General features: G+C 64.0%; 19 protein-coding genes. 5 read left to right on the forward strand and 14 right to left on the reverse strand.

Translation table 11 applies throughout. The features are described from left to right. Positions 1 to 54: 54 nt before the first annotated feature. Positions 55 to 294: a hypothetical protein gene (locus Q1W26_RS00835; protein ID WP_300434594.1), complete on the forward strand. Its 240-nt coding sequence runs from the start codon at positions 55 to 57 to the stop codon at positions 292 to 294. 115 nt (positions 295 to 409) lie between these two features. Here Q1W26_RS00835 and Q1W26_RS00840 read toward each other — a convergent pair whose 3' ends face one another. The 5 genes from Q1W26_RS00840 to Q1W26_RS00860 all read right to left on the reverse strand — a co-directional run bounded on the left by Q1W26_RS00840 (position 410) and on the right by Q1W26_RS00860 (position 8,442). After that, complete coding sequence (locus tag Q1W26_RS00840) at positions 410 to 1,060, reverse strand: helix-turn-helix domain-containing protein (protein ID WP_300434597.1); 651 nt, start codon at positions 1,058 to 1,060, stop codon at positions 410 to 412. A 104-nt stretch (positions 1,061 to 1,164) separates the two neighbouring features. Further along, positions 1,165 to 2,433: a putative Na+/H+ antiporter gene (locus tag Q1W26_RS00845; RefSeq protein WP_300434599.1), complete on the reverse strand. Its 1,269-nt coding sequence runs from the start codon at positions 2,431 to 2,433 to the stop codon at positions 1,165 to 1,167. 260 nt (positions 2,434 to 2,693) lie between these two features. Continuing rightward, positions 2,694 to 5,291 carry a bifunctional aconitate hydratase 2/2-methylisocitrate dehydratase gene (gene acnB / locus Q1W26_RS00850; protein ID WP_300434602.1) on the reverse strand — a complete coding sequence of 866 codons (2,598 nt, stop codon included), beginning with the start codon at positions 5,289 to 5,291 and terminating at the stop codon, positions 2,694 to 2,696. Positions 5,292 to 5,501: 210 nt separating this feature from the next. Next, positions 5,502 to 5,882, reverse strand: a complete 381-nt coding sequence (locus Q1W26_RS00855; protein ID WP_300434604.1) for a response regulator — start codon at positions 5,880 to 5,882, stop codon at positions 5,502 to 5,504. Positions 5,883 to 5,895: 13 nt separating this feature from the next. Further along, positions 5,896 to 8,442: an ATP-binding protein gene (locus tag Q1W26_RS00860; RefSeq protein ID WP_300434607.1), complete on the reverse strand. Its 2,547-nt coding sequence runs from the start codon at positions 8,440 to 8,442 to the stop codon at positions 5,896 to 5,898. 188 nt (positions 8,443 to 8,630) lie between these two features. On the opposite strand from Q1W26_RS00860, the gene Q1W26_RS00865 reads away from it, so the two are divergent. Together Q1W26_RS00865 and gstA are read left to right on the forward strand one after the other, a co-directional pair. Continuing rightward, on the forward strand, positions 8,631 to 9,017 hold the full coding sequence (locus Q1W26_RS00865) for a YchJ family metal-binding protein (RefSeq protein ID WP_300434609.1): 387 nt from the start codon (positions 8,631 to 8,633) through the stop codon (positions 9,015 to 9,017). A 19-nt stretch (positions 9,018 to 9,036) separates the two neighbouring features. Then, entirely contained in the window at positions 9,037 to 9,645 is a 609-nt protein-coding gene (gstA, locus tag Q1W26_RS00870; RefSeq protein ID WP_300434611.1) for a glutathione transferase GstA, read from the forward strand. A 63-nt stretch (positions 9,646 to 9,708) separates the two neighbouring features. On the opposite strand, the gene Q1W26_RS00875 is transcribed toward gstA, so the two are convergent. The 6 genes from Q1W26_RS00875 to Q1W26_RS00900 form a co-directional block, all read right to left on the reverse strand. After that, positions 9,709 to 9,927 (reverse strand): RNA-binding S4 domain-containing protein, encoded by a 219-nt coding sequence (locus tag Q1W26_RS00875; RefSeq protein ID WP_300434614.1) that lies wholly within the window; start codon positions 9,925 to 9,927, stop codon positions 9,709 to 9,711. Between the two features lie 102 nt (positions 9,928 to 10,029). After that, positions 10,030 to 10,518: a peptidoglycan-binding protein LysM gene (gene lysM, locus Q1W26_RS00880; RefSeq protein ID WP_300434616.1), complete on the reverse strand. Its 489-nt coding sequence runs from the start codon at positions 10,516 to 10,518 to the stop codon at positions 10,030 to 10,032. Positions 10,519 to 10,627: 109 nt separating this feature from the next. Then, positions 10,628 to 10,960, reverse strand: coding sequence for a YkgJ family cysteine cluster protein (locus tag Q1W26_RS00885; RefSeq protein ID WP_300434619.1), 333 nt, complete (start codon positions 10,958 to 10,960; stop codon positions 10,628 to 10,630). 3 nt (positions 10,961 to 10,963) lie between these two features. Beyond that, on the reverse strand, positions 10,964 to 11,680 hold the full coding sequence (locus Q1W26_RS00890; protein ID WP_300434621.1) for a UPF0149 family protein: 717 nt from the start codon (positions 11,678 to 11,680) through the stop codon (positions 10,964 to 10,966). Beyond that, a complete protein-coding gene (locus Q1W26_RS00895) occupies positions 11,677 to 12,372 on the reverse strand; it encodes a methyltransferase domain-containing protein (RefSeq protein WP_300434623.1) in 696 nt (231 codons plus the stop codon). Before Q1W26_RS00895 ends, Q1W26_RS00890 begins: the two co-directional genes overlap by 4 nt. A 9-nt stretch (positions 12,373 to 12,381) precedes the next feature. Continuing rightward, a complete protein-coding gene (locus tag Q1W26_RS00900) occupies positions 12,382 to 13,356 on the reverse strand; it encodes a tRNA-dihydrouridine synthase (RefSeq protein WP_300434625.1) in 975 nt (324 codons plus the stop codon). A gap of 147 nt (positions 13,357 to 13,503) precedes the next feature. Here Q1W26_RS00900 and Q1W26_RS00905 point away from each other — a divergent pair, with 147 nt between their 5' ends. Further along, on the forward strand, positions 13,504 to 14,844 hold the full coding sequence (locus tag Q1W26_RS00905; protein WP_300434628.1) for a TAXI family TRAP transporter solute-binding subunit: 1,341 nt from the start codon (positions 13,504 to 13,506) through the stop codon (positions 14,842 to 14,844). Positions 14,845 to 14,910: 66 nt separating this feature from the next. Then, entirely contained in the window at positions 14,911 to 15,519 is a 609-nt protein-coding gene (locus tag Q1W26_RS00910; protein WP_300434630.1) for a xanthine phosphoribosyltransferase, read from the forward strand. 6 nt (positions 15,520 to 15,525) lie between these two features. Here Q1W26_RS00910 and Q1W26_RS00915 read toward each other — a convergent pair whose 3' ends face one another. The 3 genes from Q1W26_RS00915 to Q1W26_RS00925 all read right to left on the reverse strand — a co-directional run bounded on the left by Q1W26_RS00915 (position 15,526) and on the right by Q1W26_RS00925 (position 17,935). After that, on the reverse strand, positions 15,526 to 16,386 hold the full coding sequence (locus tag Q1W26_RS00915) for a hypothetical protein (RefSeq protein ID WP_300434633.1): 861 nt from the start codon (positions 16,384 to 16,386) through the stop codon (positions 15,526 to 15,528). A gap of 173 nt (positions 16,387 to 16,559) precedes the next feature. Continuing rightward, complete coding sequence (locus Q1W26_RS00920) at positions 16,560 to 17,528, reverse strand: CapA family protein (protein ID WP_300434635.1); 969 nt, start codon at positions 17,526 to 17,528, stop codon at positions 16,560 to 16,562. Continuing rightward, positions 17,525 to 17,935 (reverse strand): hypothetical protein, encoded by a 411-nt coding sequence (locus Q1W26_RS00925; RefSeq protein WP_300434637.1) that lies wholly within the window; start codon positions 17,933 to 17,935, stop codon positions 17,525 to 17,527. The genes Q1W26_RS00920 and Q1W26_RS00925 overlap by 4 nt, the downstream gene beginning before the upstream one ends. Between the last annotated feature and the right edge of the window lie 64 nt (positions 17,936 to 17,999).

Consider the following 17,999-nt stretch of genomic DNA (forward strand, 5'->3'; position numbering starts at 1 on the left):
GTGCCTGCAGCCCCGGCCACGCCAACGCATGGGATACGCCGTGACGAGGAAACAGTGACAAACAAAGTCTATTGCTACCACTGCATGACCTACCACCACCCGGAAACGATGCGAAAAATGATGACCCGCTCGGGTGTTCGCTGGCGCTGTATCCGCTCCATCGAGGCGACGCGTGGCAGCCTGAAAGAGCGCGACGCCTTCGGCGAACAGCAATCCGAACTCAATCGTGCCCAAGCCCGCGCCTATCAGGAAAGCGTGATGCCGGGACGAAGGCTGGCGACGCTCTCCTGCTAACCATCGCTTGGCCGCGGCCGGGCGGTGGTGGCGCTAAAAAAAGGGTTCTAACCGGGGCTGACCGAACTCAGCTTGTCGCCACGCTTTTACGACAACGGACGACGCTCGCCCGCGCTTACCTCGCAGCAGCTTGCGCCTGCGCAGCGGGAAGCGGCACGACGCCAACACCCGCAGCGGCAACGCGAGGCGGGTGACGCAGGAGCCCCCACACCAGCGCAGCAAGTTCGGCGCCATCAACTGGCGGGTCGACCAGCATGATCCCATCGGGCAGACGCGCACTCACCGTGGCCCGGTCTGCGCCGGAAGCGAGCAGGACCACCACCCGCATCGCCTTTTCGCGCACGTGTCCGGCGAGGGAATGGATCATCCGGAAGAAATCCAGACCGGTCACGCCCAGGTCGATGATCAAGACATCCGGCGGCGTCTCGCCGATCCGGATGAGCCCCTCGAAGCCGCTCGCAGCCGTACTGATGGTGCACATGGACAGCGCATGGCGAAGCTGCTTCTGCAACCCGGCCCGCTCTTCATCGTTCTCCCGCAGAAGCAGGATCCCGAACGGCCGATCTTCGACCACGCCGGCCCGACGCTGCTCGTCGAGCAGCCGATCAACCGATTCGACCAGAATCCTGCGATGCCCGCCCGGCGTCTTCCATGCCCTGAGACGCCCGTCCTCGACCCATAGCTGGGCGGTGCGAACGCTGATGCCGAGCAGGCTGGCCGCGTCACGGGTTGAGCATGTCAAAGAAGGATGGGCGTCGTGGTTCATAGCAATGGAACAATCAGATTTTTTGTATTATCACTTTTAACGATTAAAAAAATAAAGACGTTTTTAATGTTTTTGACGTTTTTTAAAACACAGTGAGGCGACCGTCACAGCAACTGAAAGGCCAGAATCGCCACACAGGTTGGCGGCAACGCAGCCAGAAACAGGCCGAGAGGACTCACCGACTCGTCGTCGAAACTCGACTTGAGGATTGCCACCCCCGCCGGATTGGGGGCGTTGGCGATGATCGTGAGGCCGCCACCCGTCACCGCCCCGGCAACGATTGCATACTTGAAGCTGTCCGAAACGCCGTCCACCTGGGCCGCAAGGTAGGTGAGCGCGGCATTGTCGGTAAGCGCCGTGAGTGACGTGGCAAGAAAATAGAGCGCCGTCGGCTCGACCCCCACCAGCACATGCTGCAGCCACCATTTCTGCAAGCCGCCAAGCACCACGAGGCCCGCCAGAAAGAAGGCAACCAGCAGGCCCTCGCGCAGGATCAGCCGATCCTGATGGGTCTTGTAGGCGTCGGTGAAGCCAAGGAACAACAGGAAAATCCCCATGAACACGACGGGGTGATGCGCAAAGAAAACGGCCCCGACCAGAAAGCTCAGGTGAATGCCGGCCACCGCAAGCGGTGTGGGCGCGCGGTGGGAGTCGCTCTCAACCCGTCCTTTGGCCACGAGTTCGCGCCGGAAGATCCAGGTGATCACAAGGGCATTCAGAAGCACCGCGATGGCAGCCTTCCAGCCAAACGTGGACAACATGAACGGGGTATCCCACTGCCAGGTGGCCGCAACCATCAGCACGGGCGGCGCGGCAAAATGGGTCAGCGTTCCGCCAATCGAAATATTGACGAAGAGCATGCCCAGCGTGGCGTACTTCAGGCGGTTGGAGAGGCCCCGCTGGAAGTAGCTGTCACGCAGCATCAGCGCGGCGAGGGTCATGGCCGCCGGCTCCGTGACAAAGGAACCCAGCAGTGGCACCAGGGACAGGCAAAGAAAGTAGACAGCCAGCGAACTGTGGATGGGAAGCACCGAAGCCAGCAGGCGAACCACGCCAATCAGGCTGGTGACGATGGGCCGGCTCGCCGCGATCACCATCACCACGAAGACGAACATCGGCTCGGTAAAATCGCGCCCCTCCACGTAGCCTACGGCCGCATCCTTTCCAGACAGCCAGAACAGCACGGCAACGAGCACGAAAGCCCAGAAGCCAAACACCACCTCCACCTCGCCCAGCAAATGCCAGAGCCCGGCGTGGCGCGGCTGGATATGGGCCAGATGCGCAAAGAATTTCGTGGAAAACGTATGCACGACCGCTACCGCAAAAACGATGGCGGCGATGATTTCGGGGGTGGAGGCAGCCGGAAAGCTCATGACGGAATGACGTAAAAGGTTTGCTCAAGGGTATCCGTTACCGGCCCCCGGCGGCGTCGAAAATAGTTGCACAACGCGATGCAAAAACCGAAACCCGGCCGGAGGAACCTGTCCCCACCAGGATTTAAACGGCCTATCCCCGCGTCCGCAGGCAGATGCAGCCGGCTCGCCGCCATGAAAAACGCCCCTGACGGACAACTCCGTCAGGGGCGTTTTTATGTCCGAGCCCAGGCCCAAGCCTGGACTTCAGGCAGCATGACTTACATCTCGACGGTTTCGGCAGCTTCCACGAAGCTGGGGATCTGGTCGAAGTTCATGTAGCGGTACACCTCGGCAGCCTTGGCATTCACCAGCTTGATCTGCTCCATGTACTCTTCCTTGGTAACGATCCGGCCAGCCAGCGCGCACATGGCGGCCAGTTCGGCGGAGCCCAGGTAAACCTGGGTGTCGATGCCGAGGCGGTTCGGGAAGTTACGGGTCGAGGTGGAGATTGCGGTGGAGCCCTTGCGGATCTGAGCCTGGTTGCCCATGCACAGCGAGCAGCCCGGCATTTCCATGCGGGCGCCGGACTTGCCGAGCACGCCGTAGTAGCCTTCCTCGGTCAGGATCAGCGCATCCATCTTGGTCGGCGGAGCAATCCACAGACGGGTCGGGATGTCGGCACGGCCTTCGAGAACCTTGGCAGCGGCGCGGAAGTGGCCGATGTTGGTCATGCAGGAGCCGATGAACACTTCGTCGATCTTGGCGCCGGCGACTTCGGACAGCACTTTCACGTCATCCGGGTCGTTCGGGCAGGCCAGGATCGGCTCGGTCACTTCGGCCAGGTCGATCTCGATCACGGCGGCGTATTCGGCCACGTCGTCCGGCTGCAGCAGCACGCCGTTGGCAATCCAGTCTTCCATGGCGTTGATGCGACGCTTCAGGGTGCGGGCATCTTCGTAGCCTTCCGAGATCATCCACTTCATCAGGGTGATGTTGGACCGCATGTACTCGACCATCGGCTCCTTGTTCAGGCGCACGGAACACGCGGCGGCGGAACGCTCGGCAGCAGCGTCGGAGAGCTCGAAAGCTTGTTCGACCTTGAGGTTCGGCAGACCTTCGATTTCGAGGATGCGGCCGGAGAAGACGTTCTTCTTGCCCTTCTTCTCGACGGTCAGGAGACCGGCCTTGATGGCGTAAAGGGGGATTGCATTGACCAGGTCACGCAGGGTGATGCCCGGTTGCATTTCGCCCTTGAAGCGCACCAGAACGGATTCCGGCATGTCCAGCGGCATCACGCCGGTGGCAGCGGCAAAGGCCACCAGACCGGAACCGGCCGGGAAGGAGATGCCGATCGGGAAGCGGGTGTGGGAGTCGCCACCGGTGCCGACGGTGTCGGGCAGCAGCAGGCGGTTCAGCCAGGAGTGGATCACGCCGTCGCCCGGGCGCAGGGACACGCCGCCGCGGGTGGAGATGAAGGACGGCAGCTCGCGGTGCATCTTCACGTCCACCAGCTTGGGGTAAGCGGCGGTGTGGCAGAAGGACTGCATCACCAGGTCGGCAGAGAAGCCGAGGCAAGCCAGATCCTTCAGCTCGTCGCGGGTCATCGGGCCGGTGGTGTCCTGGGAGCCGACGGTGGTCATCTTCGGTTCGCAGTACGTGCCGGGACGGACGCCCTGACCTTCGGGCAGGCCGCAGGCCTTGCCGACCATCTTTTGCGCCAGCGAGAAGCCCTTGCCGTTGTCGGCGGGGTTCTGCGGCAGGCGGAACAGGGTGGAAACCGGCAGGCCCAGGGCTTCACGGGCCTTGGTGGTGAGACCACGGCCGATGATCAGGGGGATACGGCCGCCAGCGCGGACTTCGTCGAGGATGACGGCGGTCTTGAGCTGGGATTCGGCGATGACGGTACCGTTCTTCAGCGCGGTGACCTTGGCGGTGGCGTGATCGACCTTCAGTTCGATCTCGTCGCCCATGTCCATCTGGCCGGCGTCGATTTCGATCGGCAGCGCGCCGGCATCTTCCATCGTGTTGAAGAAGATCGGAGCGATCTTGGAGCCGAGGCAGACACCACCAAAGCGCTTGTTCGGGACGTAGGGGATGTCTTCGCCGGTGAACCAGAGCACGGAGTTGGTGGCGGACTTGCGGGAGGAACCGGTGCCGACCACGTCGCCGACGTAGGCGATCAGGTTGCCCTTGGCAGCCAGCGCTTCGAGTTGCTTGAGCGGGCCACGGGCGCCCGGCTCGTCAGCCTCGATGCCCGGACGCGGGTTCTTGAGCATGGCCAGCGCGTGCAGCGGGATGTCGGGGCGGGACCAGGCGTCCGGAGCGGGCGACAGGTCGTCGGTGTTGGTTTCGCCAGTAACCTTGAAAACGGTCAGCTTCTGGCTGGCGGGGACTTCCGGACGGGAGGTGAACCACTCACCGTCGGCCCACGATTGCATCACGCCCTTGGCGTTGGCATTGCCGGCCTTGGCCAGCTCGGCCACGTCGTGGAAGAAGTCGAAGACCAGCAGGGTCTTCTTGAGGCCTTCGGCAGCGGTGGCGCCGGTTTCGGCGTCGCCCAGCAGGTCGATCAGCGGCTTGACGTTGTAGCCGCCGAGCATGGTGCCCAGCAGTTCGGTAGCCTTCACACGGGAAACCAGACCACAGGCCAGCTCGCCCTTGGCAACCTTGGCCAGGAACTCGGCCTTGACCTTGGCGGCGTCGTCAACGCCGGCGGGAACACGATAGGTCAGCAGGTCTACCAGGAAAGCTTCTTCGCCGGCCGGCGGGTTCTGCAGCAGCTCGACGAGAGCCTGGGTTTGCTGCTTCGACAGGGGCAGCGGCGGGATGCCGAGTGCAGCGCGCTCGGCAACATGCTGGCGGTAGGCTTCAAGCATGGGTAGATCCTTCCTAGACGATGGTTACATTACGGTGATGCTGTGATGAGCGACCGGCCGTTTCGGGCCCGCCGCACTCTCCCTCGCAGACCGGCCTCTTGTTTTTATCAAGCACAGCCAAGTCTTATATATATTATATTTTATTTTTATATCGATTGTGCGCCTGCACAATCCGATTCTTCCAGCAAGTTCAATGACTCCCGCTGCCTTTCATCGGGAAGACAGCACCGCTTCGACAGCCTTCATCGTGATGGGTTTGATCAACAGGTCGTCGAATCCGGCGTCGATGAGGTGCTGTTTTTCCTCGGGCAGCGCGTGGGCAGTATAGGCGATGACGTACAAGCCATTGAACCTGCTGTCGGTACGCAGCTTGGCCAGCACTTCTTCGCCAGACATGCCGGGCATGCTGATATCGAGGAAAACGATGTCGAAGCGCCCGTTTTCAAGCTTTGCAAGGGCTGAGGGGCCATCTTCCGCCTGGTCGGTTACGTAGCCGAGGCGACCCAGGAAGGCCGACGCCAGACGCCGGTTGATCACGTTGTCGTCAACGACCAGAACGTTTTTGGGGGTGGATGAAGACGATTCGCTCATGGTCTGGCGTATATCAGGGGTGCGGCTCCCGCAGCGGGATGAAAAGGGTGAAGGTGGAGCCTTCGCCAAGACGTGATTCTACGACGAGATCACCCTCCAGCAGATGCGCCAGTTCCCGCGCCAGAGTCAGGCCGAGGCCGGTACCGCCGTGATCGCGGGTAATGAAGCGGTCCAGCTGGCGGAATCGCTCGAAGATCACGCCCAGCCCTTCGGGCGAAATGCCCGGGCCGGTGTCTGAAACGGCCAGCGCCATCCGTGCGCCCTCCATGCTGACGCGCAAGCCTACCCGGCCGTTTTCAGTGAACTTGATCGCGTTGTTCAAGAGATTGTTGAGTATCTGGCGGACCCGCTGGGCGTCGATCATCACGCTCGCCGGCAGGCCGTCGGCCAGTGTGAGTTCGATGGAAAGACCCTTGGCCTGGGCGTGAGCCCGGTGGGCGCTGACGAGATCGGCGGCAAGTCGGGCGATGTCCTGCTCGACCGGCTTCAACTCCATTCGCCCGGCTTCCACCTTGGCCAGGTCGAGCACGTCGTTGACGATGTCGAGCAGGTGCTGACCCGAGCTGTGGATGGTGGCCGCAAATTCCTGCTGGACGGGATCCTCGAGCTCGAGTTGCAGCAGTTCGGAGTAGCCGAGGATGCCGTTGAGCGGCGTGCGCAGTTCGTGGGACATGCTGGCAAGAAAATCCGACTTGAGCTTGTTGGCTTCTTCGGCCCTGCTCCGCGCTTCTTCGGAACGCTTGAAGGAGAGCTGCACCTCATCCGCCATGCTGTTGAACGACTGGGCCAGCTGGCCCATTTCGTCGCTCGACCGGACTTCCAGCCGGTAAGACAATTCGCCCGCCTGAAAGCGCCCGAGGCCGTCGATCATGGTGGTAATGCGGCGGGTGATGAACTGCGCCATCCAGATCGCCACGATGATGACCAGTGCCACCATCACCAGCGTGGACAGGGTGAGCGCGCCGGCGGTCTGGGCGAGGTTGCTGGCGATGTCATCGCGCAGGCCCTGGCGCTGCCCCTGGAAGGCCTTGTCCATTTCGGCAATGGTGAGCCCGATGCGCGTGGCCGAATCGGTGGCAGCACGGTGGAAGTCATCCACGTTGGCGCCGATGGTGATGAAGCCGAAGCCCCGCTGCGTATGGCCATATTGCCCCGTGTAGTAGGGAATGGCCGCGGCCGTGGTGAGCTTCCAGAGACCCGAAAAAAAGATCACGAAAGAACCCGACCCACCCTTTTCGGTCAGCTGGTTCCAGCCGGCGCACTGGGGCGAGAAATTGAGGTAGCGGCAATCCAGCCCTACCGTCCCCGCCTTCACTTGCGCACCGGCGGGCTTTTTCTTGAGGGACTGGGTGTCGAAGGGGGTAACGGTTTCGAGGAATTCCCGCGACGGCTTGCCGGACGCCTGCCAGGCCTCGTAGAGGGATTGATCCAGCCACGGCGTCACCGGTTCGCCGGTCTTCGGGTCGTAGCCGGGGATGAAGTAATCCCGCGGATGGGAGATCGCCCGGCTCCGGTGATCCCACATGAAGGCATAGTTGCCGACGATGGCATCGTTGATCGGGGAGTAACGGGAATCGGTGGGGCTGATGTGGTCGGTGAATTCACGGATGTGGTCGTGATCGAGCGCCAGGGTTACGTAGCCGGTGACCTTGCCGCCGCGCACCACCGGCGTCGCCCAGCGCACGATGCCGCGAAAGCGCTTGCCCACCGGGTTCTCGGTTCCCGCATAGGCGGACTCCTCGGGCTTGAATTCCACACCGGCCTTCTTGGCACTGGCCGGCAGGTAGGCGCCGACAACCCGGCTGCCCACGTAGGCCCCGATCACCTCCGAAACGTAGATTTCTCCCGGCTTGAGTTTCTGCAGCTCAGGCCAGTAGCGCTCGGCCTTGAGGAAGGTCTGGCCGGCGTCGCTGACATCCCGCAGCTCACGGGACATCATCCCGTCTGCCCCCACCTTGACGCGCTCGCGGCCCCGGGTATCGACGAAAGTCATCTCGACGAACAGCGGGCGTATTTCAGGGCGGCCGATGTATTCGGGCGGGCGGGCACTGAAGGATTTTGCATTGTCGACCAGCGCCTGCTGCGGATCGGCAGCCAGCGCTTCGTCCCAGCCCGCAGGCGCCGCCGGCTCCCAGCGTGTTTGGTCGTCCGAGAGTTTCCACTCGCCGTGCCGGTGCAACGTGCGGGAGCGATGCTGCAGAAAACCACGATAGGCCGCCTCCCCCGGTTCCACCTGGGCTGCCTGCAGTACGTCGGAGTCACGATCGTAGAGAAAGGCCGCGACGGCGCGGGCGGTGTCCGTGGTGAGACGCTCGATCGCCTCGCGGGCCCGGTCGTCCAGCGCCTTGATGGCATCGCCGGTAGCGGCTTCGCCCACCTGCTTGATGGTAGCCAGCATCGATTCGGCCATCGTGCCGGCCTGCAAGCTGACCGTATCGCCGAGTCGCTGAGCCATGCTCCAGGCCAGCAGTGCCAGGAGCAGCAGCGGCAACACCTTGATCACCACGAAGATCGCGATCAGCTTGCCGCGAATCCCCACTATCCATCGCTTGAGTCCCATGCCTTCCCCTGTCCGGCGGACGCGCCTGGAGCAACGCTGCCAAAGCCTTCGGATTGTCGTCATGCAATCTGCACGCCAGCGAATTTATCGGCAACTTTTCAGTAATCTCAAGGGGCGGAAGACCGCCAGCTTGCCGTCAAACTGCGGGCGTAACAAAATGCGCCTTCGATTTCATCCGCGATCCATCCATGGCCCAGCCCTGCCCCTGCGGCACCTCGTCCGATTATTCGCTCTGTTGCGGGCGCTACCTCGACGGCGGCCAGCCTGCTCCCACTGCCGAAGCGCTGATGCGCTCCCGCTACACGGCCTTCGTCCTTGGACGGGAAGCCTATCTGATGGCCACCTGGCATCCGGATTTCCGGCCTGCAGAATTGACGCTTGCAGACGACCCGCCGACAAAATGGCTGGGCCTGCAGATCAGGCACCATGAAGAATCCGACCCAAACCACGCCACCGTGGAATTCATTGCCCGCTACAAGATCGGGGGGCGTGCCCACCGACTGCACGAAACCAGCCGCTTCGTCCGCATTGGCGAGTGCTGGCATTACACCGATGGCGACATCCATCCCCACTGAGACCACCAGGAAACCACCCATGAAGCTCTACTACTCCCCCGGCGCCTGCTCCCTCTCCCCCCACATCGTGCTGCGCGAAGCGGGCTTCGACATCACGCTCGAAAAGGTAAACCTGCGCACCAAGGAAATGGAATCGGGCGGCGACTTCCTCGCCATCAATCCGAAGGGCTACGTGCCGGCACTGGAACTGGACGGCGGCGAGATCCTGACCGAAGGCCCGGCCATCATTCAGTACGTGGCCGACCTGGTGCCCGAGAAAAAGCTCGTTCCGCCGGCCGGCACCCTGGCCCGCGCCCGCGTTCAGGAATGGCTGAACTTCATCGGCACCGAACTGCACAAGAGCTTCAGCCCGCTGTTCAACCCGGCCACAAGCGACGATGCCAAGGCCGCAGCTCGCGCCCTCATCGACCGGCGCCTGGCCTTTGCTGCAAGCGTACTCGACGCCCAGCCCTACCTCACCGGCGACAGCTTCACGGTGGCGGATGCCTACCTGTTCACCGTGCTGTCCTGGACGGGCTACGTGAAAGTGGACATCACGCCCTGGCCCAGCCTCGGCGCCTACTTTGAACGTGTAAAGGCCCGCCCTGCCGTTCAGGCTGCGATGGCAGCCGAAGGCCTGACGGGCTGAATCCGGTAGTTGGCTTGCGGGGGAGAAAGGCTTCTTCCCCGCACACACTGCATTACCGCGGCATCAAGCCCCGGTAACGAGTTCGATGGTTTCGCCGGCAAAATCGATGCGCTGACCCGGACGCAGCTTGGCCCGCTTGCGGTTTTCGATTTCCCCGTCCACGAACACATCGCCATCGGCGACGCGCTGCTTGGCCTCGCCCCCCGAGCCACACAGGCCGGTAGCCTTCAGAAGCTGGTCGAGCTGGATGAAGTCGCCTTCAACGGGGAAGCGGATGGTCATGGTGGCGGGTTCCGGTGTGTTGCAGAAGTGTTTCAGGAGCGGCGGATTGTGTCAGAGCCGACCCAATCCGCCAATCCGTCCCGCCCTTGCTAGCGCAATGAATCAGGCGGGAATGCGCAGCACCTGGCCCGGATAGATCTTGTCGGGGTGGCCGAGCATGGGCTTGTTGGCCTCGAAGATCTTCATGTAGGCATTGGCATTGCCGTAGCAGGTCTTGGCAATCCCCGACAGGGTGTCGCCACGCACCACGGTGTGGAAAGTTGCGGCCGGCTCGGGATTGGTCACGTTCAACTGGTCATCAACCTTGTCGACGCCATCCACGTTGCCGCAGCACAGCAAAACCTTTTCTTTGGTGGCCTGGTCAGCCACCGTGCCGGCAACGCTTACCACACTGCTCGCGCCGTCGAAGCTCACGCTCAGGGCGCTGGTATCCAGCCCCTGCTTGGCAATGTAGGCGACGATGGACGCAGCGGCCTTCTGGTTGAGATCGGCCAGCTTGTCGGCGGCACTGGTATCGGCGGCAGCCGCTTCCACGTCCTTGCGACCGAACAGCTTCTCGCCCGCTTCACGTACAAAACTCAGCAAACCCATAATCGACTCCCGGTGGTTGTGGTCAAGACAACAGACTAAGCCGGCACGCCGACAATCGCGGGACAAATTTGTGTCTAAGCGTCAAAACACAGGCTGACGCGGGCAGATGTCACTCCCCCAGCGGCGCCAGGCCATGCCGCCGCCGGGCACGGGCGCAGGCTTCGTCACCGATGTTGAGGGCCGCGTAGGGGGCAAAATCACGGCACGGGCCGGGGCGCCGGTCGTAGATCGTGCAGCGCACTGCGCTGCCGATCTCGCCCTCCAGCGCGATGCAGCGCGGCGGGCCGTCGTCGGTGCCGCGCATGCGCACGAGCGTTGCCGTCACCGGAACGGTAAGCGCCACCGGCACACCGCCGCCGGAGTGATTTTCCAGGTCGGAGACATGGAAATCCACCCGGAAGCTCGCGCAGCAGGCGCCGCAACTGAGGCAGGGATCAGCCACGGTTCAGGCGTCGGCGCCGCAGCACTTCTTGTACTTCTTACCGCTGCCGCAGGGGCAGGCGTCGTTGCGGCCCGGGCCGGCTTTTCCGGCCTTGGTGGCGGCGCTCACCGGCACCGCCTGCTGGGCCGGCAGACCCAGGGCGCGCCAGTTCTGGTAGAGGCGCTGAACAGCCAGGCCCTTTTCTTCCAGCTCGGCCAGCTGGGCTTCGAGTTCGGGCTTGACGGTGACTTCTTCCTCGGCACCGAGAATGGTCTCCAGCAGCGCCTCGGCGATGGTGGTGTCGCTCACGGCATCGGGCCATTCCGAGGGCCACATCTCAAAGCCCTGCTCGAAGCCGTTGGTCCACTCCTCGCCGATGGCGGGGTCGTCCTCGCCGCCCTGGGCGTAGCAGAACGGCGCCCAGCCTTCGGCTTCACCCTCCTCGTCGCCTTCTTCGTCACCGATCGTGGCCAGCAGATCGTTGTAATAACGCAGCACCAGTTCGATGGCCTTTTGCAGCGTGGCGCCGGAGCCGAAGCCCACTTCGCCCTCGTCGGCGGTCCAGACGGCCGGCAGCCAGCGCTCGACCGGGATCGGCAGCGGACAGGAGACGATGGCGGCGAGGTAGCCGTCGAGCATCTCCATGTTCATGCAGTCGGCGGGCACATCGTCCGAGACGAGCAGGTCTTCGAGCTGTTCGAGTTCGGCGTCGGAGAGGGGGTTGGATTGGGCTTGGGTCATGACGGGTTGTGCTCCAGGTTCGGTTGGCTATCGAGCTCGACCACACACCGGTAAAGGGTCTGGCCGGAATCCCGGTATTTGCGTTCAAAAGGGGTGAGCGGAGACGGGGCCTCGAAGGATTCCCATTTCACCTCGCGGCCGATCAACAGACCCAGCGCTACGGCGAATTCTTCCACATAAATATTCCAGTTACTGCGACATTCCAGGCGGCCACCGAGGCGCGGCACAAACGGAAAAACCGGATGCGCGTGCCAGCGCCGGGCCAGGTGGCCGACTTTCGGCCACGGGTTCGGGTAAAGGATGTAATGCCGCGCCAGCTTGATGCCGGCATCGGCCATCAGGCGCCAGTAATCGACCAGATCGGCGCGCACGAAGACCATGTTCTTCGGCATCAGCGCGTCGGGGTAAGGCTTCTTGCGACTCAGGCGATCCTCTGATTGATCGACGCCGATCACCCAGTGATCGGGAAACTCGCGGGCCAGCTGGATGGTGCTGTGCCCCACGCCGCAGCCGGCGTCGAGGATCAGCGGCGCCTTGCCGTCCCAGCCGGCAAGGCTCGCCTCGAAGGCGGCCTTGTTGTAGTCGAGATAGGGTTTGCGAAACTCGGAGCTGGCGTGCTTGGCAACCCGCTGGGCGAGATGTTCATGAACGCCCTGCTGGGCGCTTTCGGGAATGCTTGAATTGGCGTACATCCGGTGATTTTACGCGGCGGCCTTGAGGAAGGGGATTTCGTGGGCAGCGAGCACCTGGCTTACCGACGGCACATCGCTTTTCGCTCGCACCGCGGTGTATAGAATTTCGCCTTGCGGAAAATTGCGGCGCAGCAGGTTGAGCCACTGCTTGAGCCGCCCTGGCGCATGGCGGGCCTCCACCTTGGCCAGCACCCGCTGCCAGAACTCGCCGATCAAGGGCAGCAGCTCGGCCCATTCGGCATCGCGATCGGCCGGCGCCTCACCGCCCTGCCGGATGCGCCGCACCAGAAAGGGATCGGCCACCGCACCGCGGCCGAGCATCACGTCAGTGGCCCCGCTCACCGAGCGGCAGCGCCGCCAATCGTCCTCGTTCCACACCTCGCCGTTCGCCACCACCGGAACGCTCACCACGTCGGCGATCCGCCCGACCCACTCCCAGTGGGCCGGTGGCCGATAACCATCGGTCTTGGTGCGGGCATGCACCACCAGTCCCACCACGCCGCCAGCGGCCAGCGCACGGGCACAGTCGAGCGCCCTGGCGGTGTCGGTGACGCCGAGGCGCATCTTGGCGGTAAAGGGAATGTGCGCCGGCACGGCCGCCCGCACCGCGCAGGCAATGGCGTAAAGCAGCTCCGGCTCGTCGAGCAGCGCAGCGCCGCCCCGGTGACGGTTGACGGTAGGCGCCGGGCAGCCAAAGTTGAGATCGACGCCGGCCGGACCCAGCGCCGCCAGCTGCGCGGCGTTGTCGGCCATGCACACCGGATCGGAACCCAGCAACTGCACCCGCACCGGCGTGCCGCTCGAGGTGGCGCTGCCGGCCAAGAGCTCCGGCGAGATGCGCCGGAAGGCCCGCGGCGGCAACAGCGTGCCGGACACGCGCACGAACTCGGTCACCGCGTGGTCGTAGCCCGCCACGCGGGTCAGCACTTCACGGAGCACATCGTCCGCGAGGCCTTCCATGGGTGCGAGCAAAAGACGGGGCATGGCGAAAATTTCCTGATTTATCAACACCTGACCGGGCGCGCAATGTACCGGACTTTGCCCCCGGAACAAAGGACTTTGCGCCGGCCCGCGGGCATCGGCAAGGCGCGGTAAGATTCGCCCCCTCGCCGCACCACGAATGCCATAAAAATGCGCCGCCCAAGCCACGCCACCGACGACTCGCCCAGCCGCCGCGATCTCCTGCAGCTCGCCCTGCCGGCGCTGATCGTCGTGATTGCCGCCTTTTTGCTAGCGTGGCAGTTCGTGCGCCCGGCGCCGCCCAAGAAAATCGTGATGAGCACGGGTGCCGCCGGCGGTGCTTACCATTATTTTGGCGAGCGCTACCGCGAAAAACTCGCCCAGGAAGGCATCGAAGTGGAGCTGCGGCCGTCAACAGGCGCCGTCGAAAACCTGCTCCGCCTCAAGACCGACGACAGCGTGGACATCGGCTTCATTCAGGGCGGCATTGCCAACGAGCCGGAATCGGAAGACCTCGCCACCCTCGGCAGCATGTATCTCGAACCCGTGTGGGTGTTCTACCGGGGCAAGACGCAATTCGATCGCCTCGACCAGCTCAAGGGCCTGAAAATCGCCGTCGGCCAGCCCGGCAGCGGCGCCCAGCTTTTTGCGCTGCAACTGCTCGCCGCCAACGGCGTGGCCACCGATGATCCCCGCCTCGTCACCCTCGGCGGCATGACGGCCGTCGACGCCCTCAAGCGCGGCGACGTGGACGCCTTCTTCGTGGTGGGCGCACCGCAGGCACCGGTGGTCGATGCCCTGCTTCACACCGACGGCATCAGCCTGCTCAACTTTGCCCAGGCGGACGGCTACGTGCGCCACTTTCCGCATCTGCTCAAGATCACCCTGCCCCGCGGCGCCATCGACATCCGGGGCGACCAGCCGCCCCGCGACATCCAGCTCCTCGCCGCCACCGCCAACCTGGTCGTCAAGGCCGACATCCACCCGGCGATCGTCACCCTGCTGCTCAAGCACGCCCGCGAAATCCACAGCGCGCCCGGCCTGCTGCAGGCCGCCAATGCCTTCCCCACGCCCCAGGATCACGCCCTGCCGCTGCACACCATGGCCCGGCGCTTCTACGACAGCGGCCCACCCCTGCTGCAGCGCTACCTGCCCTTCTGGCTCGCGGTGCTGATCGACCGCCTGTTCATCATGATCCTGCCGCTCATCGCGGTGGTCATTCCGCTCTCCAAGGTGCTGCCGGCGGCGTACAACTGGCGCATGCGATCACGGGTTTATCGCTGGTATGGCGAACTGAAATTTCTCGAAGCGGAAGTCGACGCCAGCGATGACACCGGCAACAATGCACAACACATTGCCGCCTTCATCGCCCGCCTCGACCGCATCGAGCAACGCGCCACCCACCGCAAGCTGCCGCTTGCCTTCAGCAACGAGCTCTACACCCTGCGCGAACACATTGCCCTCGTCCGTCGCCGTCTGCTCCGCCTTGCGGAAACCGTCACAAAACCCTGACCACCCAGTTGATACATTGAGATTGCGCGTGTTTCCCGACACGGGCAGTCGTTTCCGAGCCCCGCCATGAGCCCCCATCTCGACCTCACCGCCCCCTACGCCCCGCTCGTTCGCCGCATCGAATCCGAAGGCAGCGTCGACGGCCAGATCCTGCGCATCGACCACTTTCTCAACCACCGCATCGAGCCCGGCTTCATCTTCGAGCTGGCCCACGAGCTGGCCCGCCGGCTGTCGTTCTTCCAGCCCAACATCATCCTCACCGCCGAAGCCAGCGGCATCGCCCCTGCGCTGATCGTGGCCCAGACCCTCAACGTGCCGATGGTCTATGCCAAAAAGTACTCCACGCAGGTCGAGGCGCCGGCCCTCTCCCGCGAGATCCACTCGCCCACCAAGGGCGACAACACCCGGCTGGTCATCTCCAGGCGCTACATCAAACCCGGCCAGCGGATCGTCATCGTGGATGACTTCCTCGCCAACGGCCGCACCGCCGCCGCGCTGATCGACATGGCCCGCGAAGCCGGCGCCGACGTGCTGGGCGCCGGCTTCGTCGTCGAAAAACGCTTCAAGCACGGCCGCGAATACATCGAGTCGCTGCACGTACCGGTATCCAGCCTGGCCCAGGTCGAGCACCTGAAAAACGGCCGGGCGATCCTCACCCAGCCGCGGAAAGAATAAGGCGGGCTATTTGAACTTCACGACCACTTGCGGATTGCCCGGCAGGCCTTCGTAGCGCGCCGTTACCACCAAGCCCGGCTTCGGCGGCGTGAGCTTGGTGAATGAACCCAGCGACAGCAGGTCACCACGCTTGAGCGGCGTGCCGGCCCTGGCCAGATCCTGCGCCAGCCAGATTGCCGCGTTGAGCGGATTGCCCAGGGTTGCGCTGCCCTTGCCCGAATCGATCACGGCGCCGGCGCCGTCGGTGAGGCTTACCGTCATCAAGGCAAGCGCCTCGGCCAGCGCCTTGTCGTGCTTCGCGACAACGGGCTTGCCCAGCACGCCCAGGCGGGCGCCGACGTTGATCATCGCCAGCATCGGGCCGCCGAGTTTCGACGGATCGCCGACCATCAGATCAGGCAGCTCGATGAAAGGCCGAACCGCCTTGATGTGGCGCAGTGCCTCCCCGGGCGTGGCGGCCTTGGCGAGGCCCACCGGATTGCCCACTTCCACCACCAGATCCGCCTCGAAAACCGGCCGCGCGCCAAAGGCCGCCGGCACTTCCGCGCCGTCCTCGACGATCATCGACTTGAACAGCGTGCCGCGCAGCGGCGCGTTGTAATTGAAACGTTTCTGCACCACCGGGTTGGTCAGCCCGGCCTTGTAGCCAACCGGCTCGCCGTAAGCCTGGGCAAGGTAGCGCACCACCTTGCCCTGCCCGCACAGGCCGTCTTCCATGCTCATCTCGCCGGCAGGCGCGGTAACAGGCTGGCGGGCGACGATGGCGGCGGCAACCGTAGCAGCTTCCAGATCTGTCGGACAGGCGGCGTGAGCCCCCAGAGGCAGTGCAGCCAAACCCAGGGCAAGGGCGGCGAGGGAAGTTTTCATCGGTGGCGTCTCCTGAAAAATGAACGAAAAAAATGACATTCAACACATTCTGATCGACTGGCGACGCGCGCGAAAGCCGCTTCCACGGTAGCGGAACCCGACATCCGCGCAATGTTGTCGGGTTACGCCCTGCGGGCTAACCCGACCTACGCTGAACGGCCGGTGATTCCCGCTTACGGGTTCCGGCATTCCCCGATCTTCCGCTGCCCGCGCTTGCCGCAAGGCGTGAGCGCGCCCGGCACCGGCGAGGGGGTTCCGCCCTCATCGAGCTGGGCGAGCCGGGTATCCCAGGCGGCGAGGCCGCGCTTGTCGAGATCGAGACGAAGCAGCCAGCCCTGGCGGGCTTCGGGGGCGTCGAAGCCGTCGAAGACGAAGTTGCCGAGGCTGTAGACGATCAGCCGGCCGCGGTAGATCTCGGCGTTTTGCACCACGTGGGGATGGCCGCCGACGACCACGTCGGCGCCGGCGTCGATCATTTGCCGGGCCAGTTCGCGCTGGCGCAGGCTGGGCGCTTCATCGTATTCCCAGCCCCAGTGCATGAAGGGGATCACGATGTGGGCGCCGGCACGGCGGGCCGCGCGGATGTCGGCGATCACCTGCGCGTCTTCGCTCCAGGCTATGCCGGGGTGGGCGGCGCCGGCTTCGAAGGAGCGCGGCTTGAATTCGTTGTAGCCGAGCACGGCGATGCGCAGGCCTTTGCGCTCGATCCACAGGGGCGCGTGGGCTTCGGCGAGGTTACTACCACCGCCGAAGTGGCCGATGCCGGCGCTGTCGAGGTGGGCGATGGTATCGAGGAAGGCGTCCTTGCCGAAGTCGCCGGAGTGGTTGTTGGCCACGCCTACCGCATCGAAACGCCCCTTGAGCACGGCAGTCACGCGGGGATCGGCGCGAAAGGTGTAGCGCTTGTTGGGCAGTGCGGTGCCGCCCGACGACACGGCGCATTCGAGGTTGGCGATGCGGTAATCGGCATCGGCCAGCACTTGGGCAAAGGGCGCCAGCGGATCGCCTCCGGCTGCGATGAGCTGGCCGGGGCCGTCGGCGAGCATGACGTCGCCGGCGAAGACGAGGCGCACCGTTTCGGCACGCACGCTGCCGGCAAGCATCAACAGCCCGATCAGCACAATCTGATAAATCCGTTTCATCGCGCGCGCTCCTTCACCGCTTCACACCAGTATTCCAGCTCACCGTCGAAGGCCGGCTCGAAGACACGCTGCAGGCCGGTAAAGCCGTGCCGCGCGTGGCGCCCCGGCAGCGGTGGCGGCCACGGGTAGCGGGCCTGGTGGATCATCACCGGGCCGCTCTGCGTGTCGGCTGCCGGCGCATAGGTGGCGATGCTCACGCCGGCGATGTCGGCCGGCTGGTCCTGAACGCTCAGCTTGAACAAAAAGGTGTCGCCGATAGCGTTATGCACATCGGTATACAACGATTTGGCCGGGCGGGCGACGATGACACGGGTCTCGCCTTCGTTGCTGACATAACAGTCGATGCGATGACCGGCCAGCGCGGCAGCAGGCAGCATGGCGAGAACGAGCAACAGGGAGCGGGTCATGATGGGGGCGGTCAGGCGTAAAAAAGCCGACCGGATGAGCGGTCGGCTTGAGGTTTGCTTCGGA

This window comes from Zoogloea sp., assembly GCF_030157465.1.
Classification (GTDB): domain Bacteria; phylum Pseudomonadota; class Gammaproteobacteria; order Burkholderiales; family Rhodocyclaceae; genus Zoogloea.

Excerpts from the sequence above, each read along its gene's own strand:
- Q1W26_RS00840 (WP_300434597.1), bottom strand. The coding sequence starts at position 1,060 with ATGAACCACGACGCCCATCCTTCTTTGACATGCTCAACCCGTGACGCG.
- Q1W26_RS00845 (WP_300434599.1), bottom strand. The coding sequence starts at position 2,433 with ATGAGCTTTCCGGCTGCCTCCACCCCCGAAATCATCGCCGCCATCGTT.
- acnB (WP_300434602.1), bottom strand. The coding sequence starts at position 5,291 with ATGCTTGAAGCCTACCGCCAGCATGTTGCCGAGCGCGCTGCACTCGGC.
- Q1W26_RS00855 (WP_300434604.1), bottom strand. The coding sequence starts at position 5,882 with ATGAGCGAATCGTCTTCATCCACCCCCAAAAACGTTCTGGTCGTTGAC.
- Q1W26_RS00860 (WP_300434607.1), bottom strand. The coding sequence starts at position 8,442 with ATGGGACTCAAGCGATGGATAGTGGGGATTCGCGGCAAGCTGATCGCG.
- Q1W26_RS00865 (WP_300434609.1), top strand. The coding sequence starts at position 8,631 with ATGGCCCAGCCCTGCCCCTGCGGCACCTCGTCCGATTATTCGCTCTGT.
- gstA (WP_300434611.1), top strand. The coding sequence starts at position 9,037 with ATGAAGCTCTACTACTCCCCCGGCGCCTGCTCCCTCTCCCCCCACATC.
- Q1W26_RS00875 (WP_300434614.1), bottom strand. The coding sequence starts at position 9,927 with ATGACCATCCGCTTCCCCGTTGAAGGCGACTTCATCCAGCTCGACCAG.
- lysM (WP_300434616.1), bottom strand. The coding sequence starts at position 10,518 with ATGGGTTTGCTGAGTTTTGTACGTGAAGCGGGCGAGAAGCTGTTCGGT.
- Q1W26_RS00890 (WP_300434621.1), bottom strand. The coding sequence starts at position 11,680 with ATGACCCAAGCCCAATCCAACCCCCTCTCCGACGCCGAACTCGAACAG.
- Q1W26_RS00895 (WP_300434623.1), bottom strand. The coding sequence starts at position 12,372 with ATGTACGCCAATTCAAGCATTCCCGAAAGCGCCCAGCAGGGCGTTCAT.
- Q1W26_RS00900 (WP_300434625.1), bottom strand. The coding sequence starts at position 13,356 with ATGCCCCGTCTTTTGCTCGCACCCATGGAAGGCCTCGCGGACGATGTG.
- Q1W26_RS00905 (WP_300434628.1), top strand. The coding sequence starts at position 13,504 with ATGCGCCGCCCAAGCCACGCCACCGACGACTCGCCCAGCCGCCGCGAT.
- Q1W26_RS00910 (WP_300434630.1), top strand. The coding sequence starts at position 14,911 with ATGAGCCCCCATCTCGACCTCACCGCCCCCTACGCCCCGCTCGTTCGC.
- Q1W26_RS00915 (WP_300434633.1), bottom strand. The coding sequence starts at position 16,386 with ATGAAAACTTCCCTCGCCGCCCTTGCCCTGGGTTTGGCTGCACTGCCT.
- Q1W26_RS00920 (WP_300434635.1), bottom strand. The coding sequence starts at position 17,528 with ATGAAACGGATTTATCAGATTGTGCTGATCGGGCTGTTGATGCTTGCC.
- Q1W26_RS00925 (WP_300434637.1), bottom strand. The coding sequence starts at position 17,935 with ATGACCCGCTCCCTGTTGCTCGTTCTCGCCATGCTGCCTGCTGCCGCG.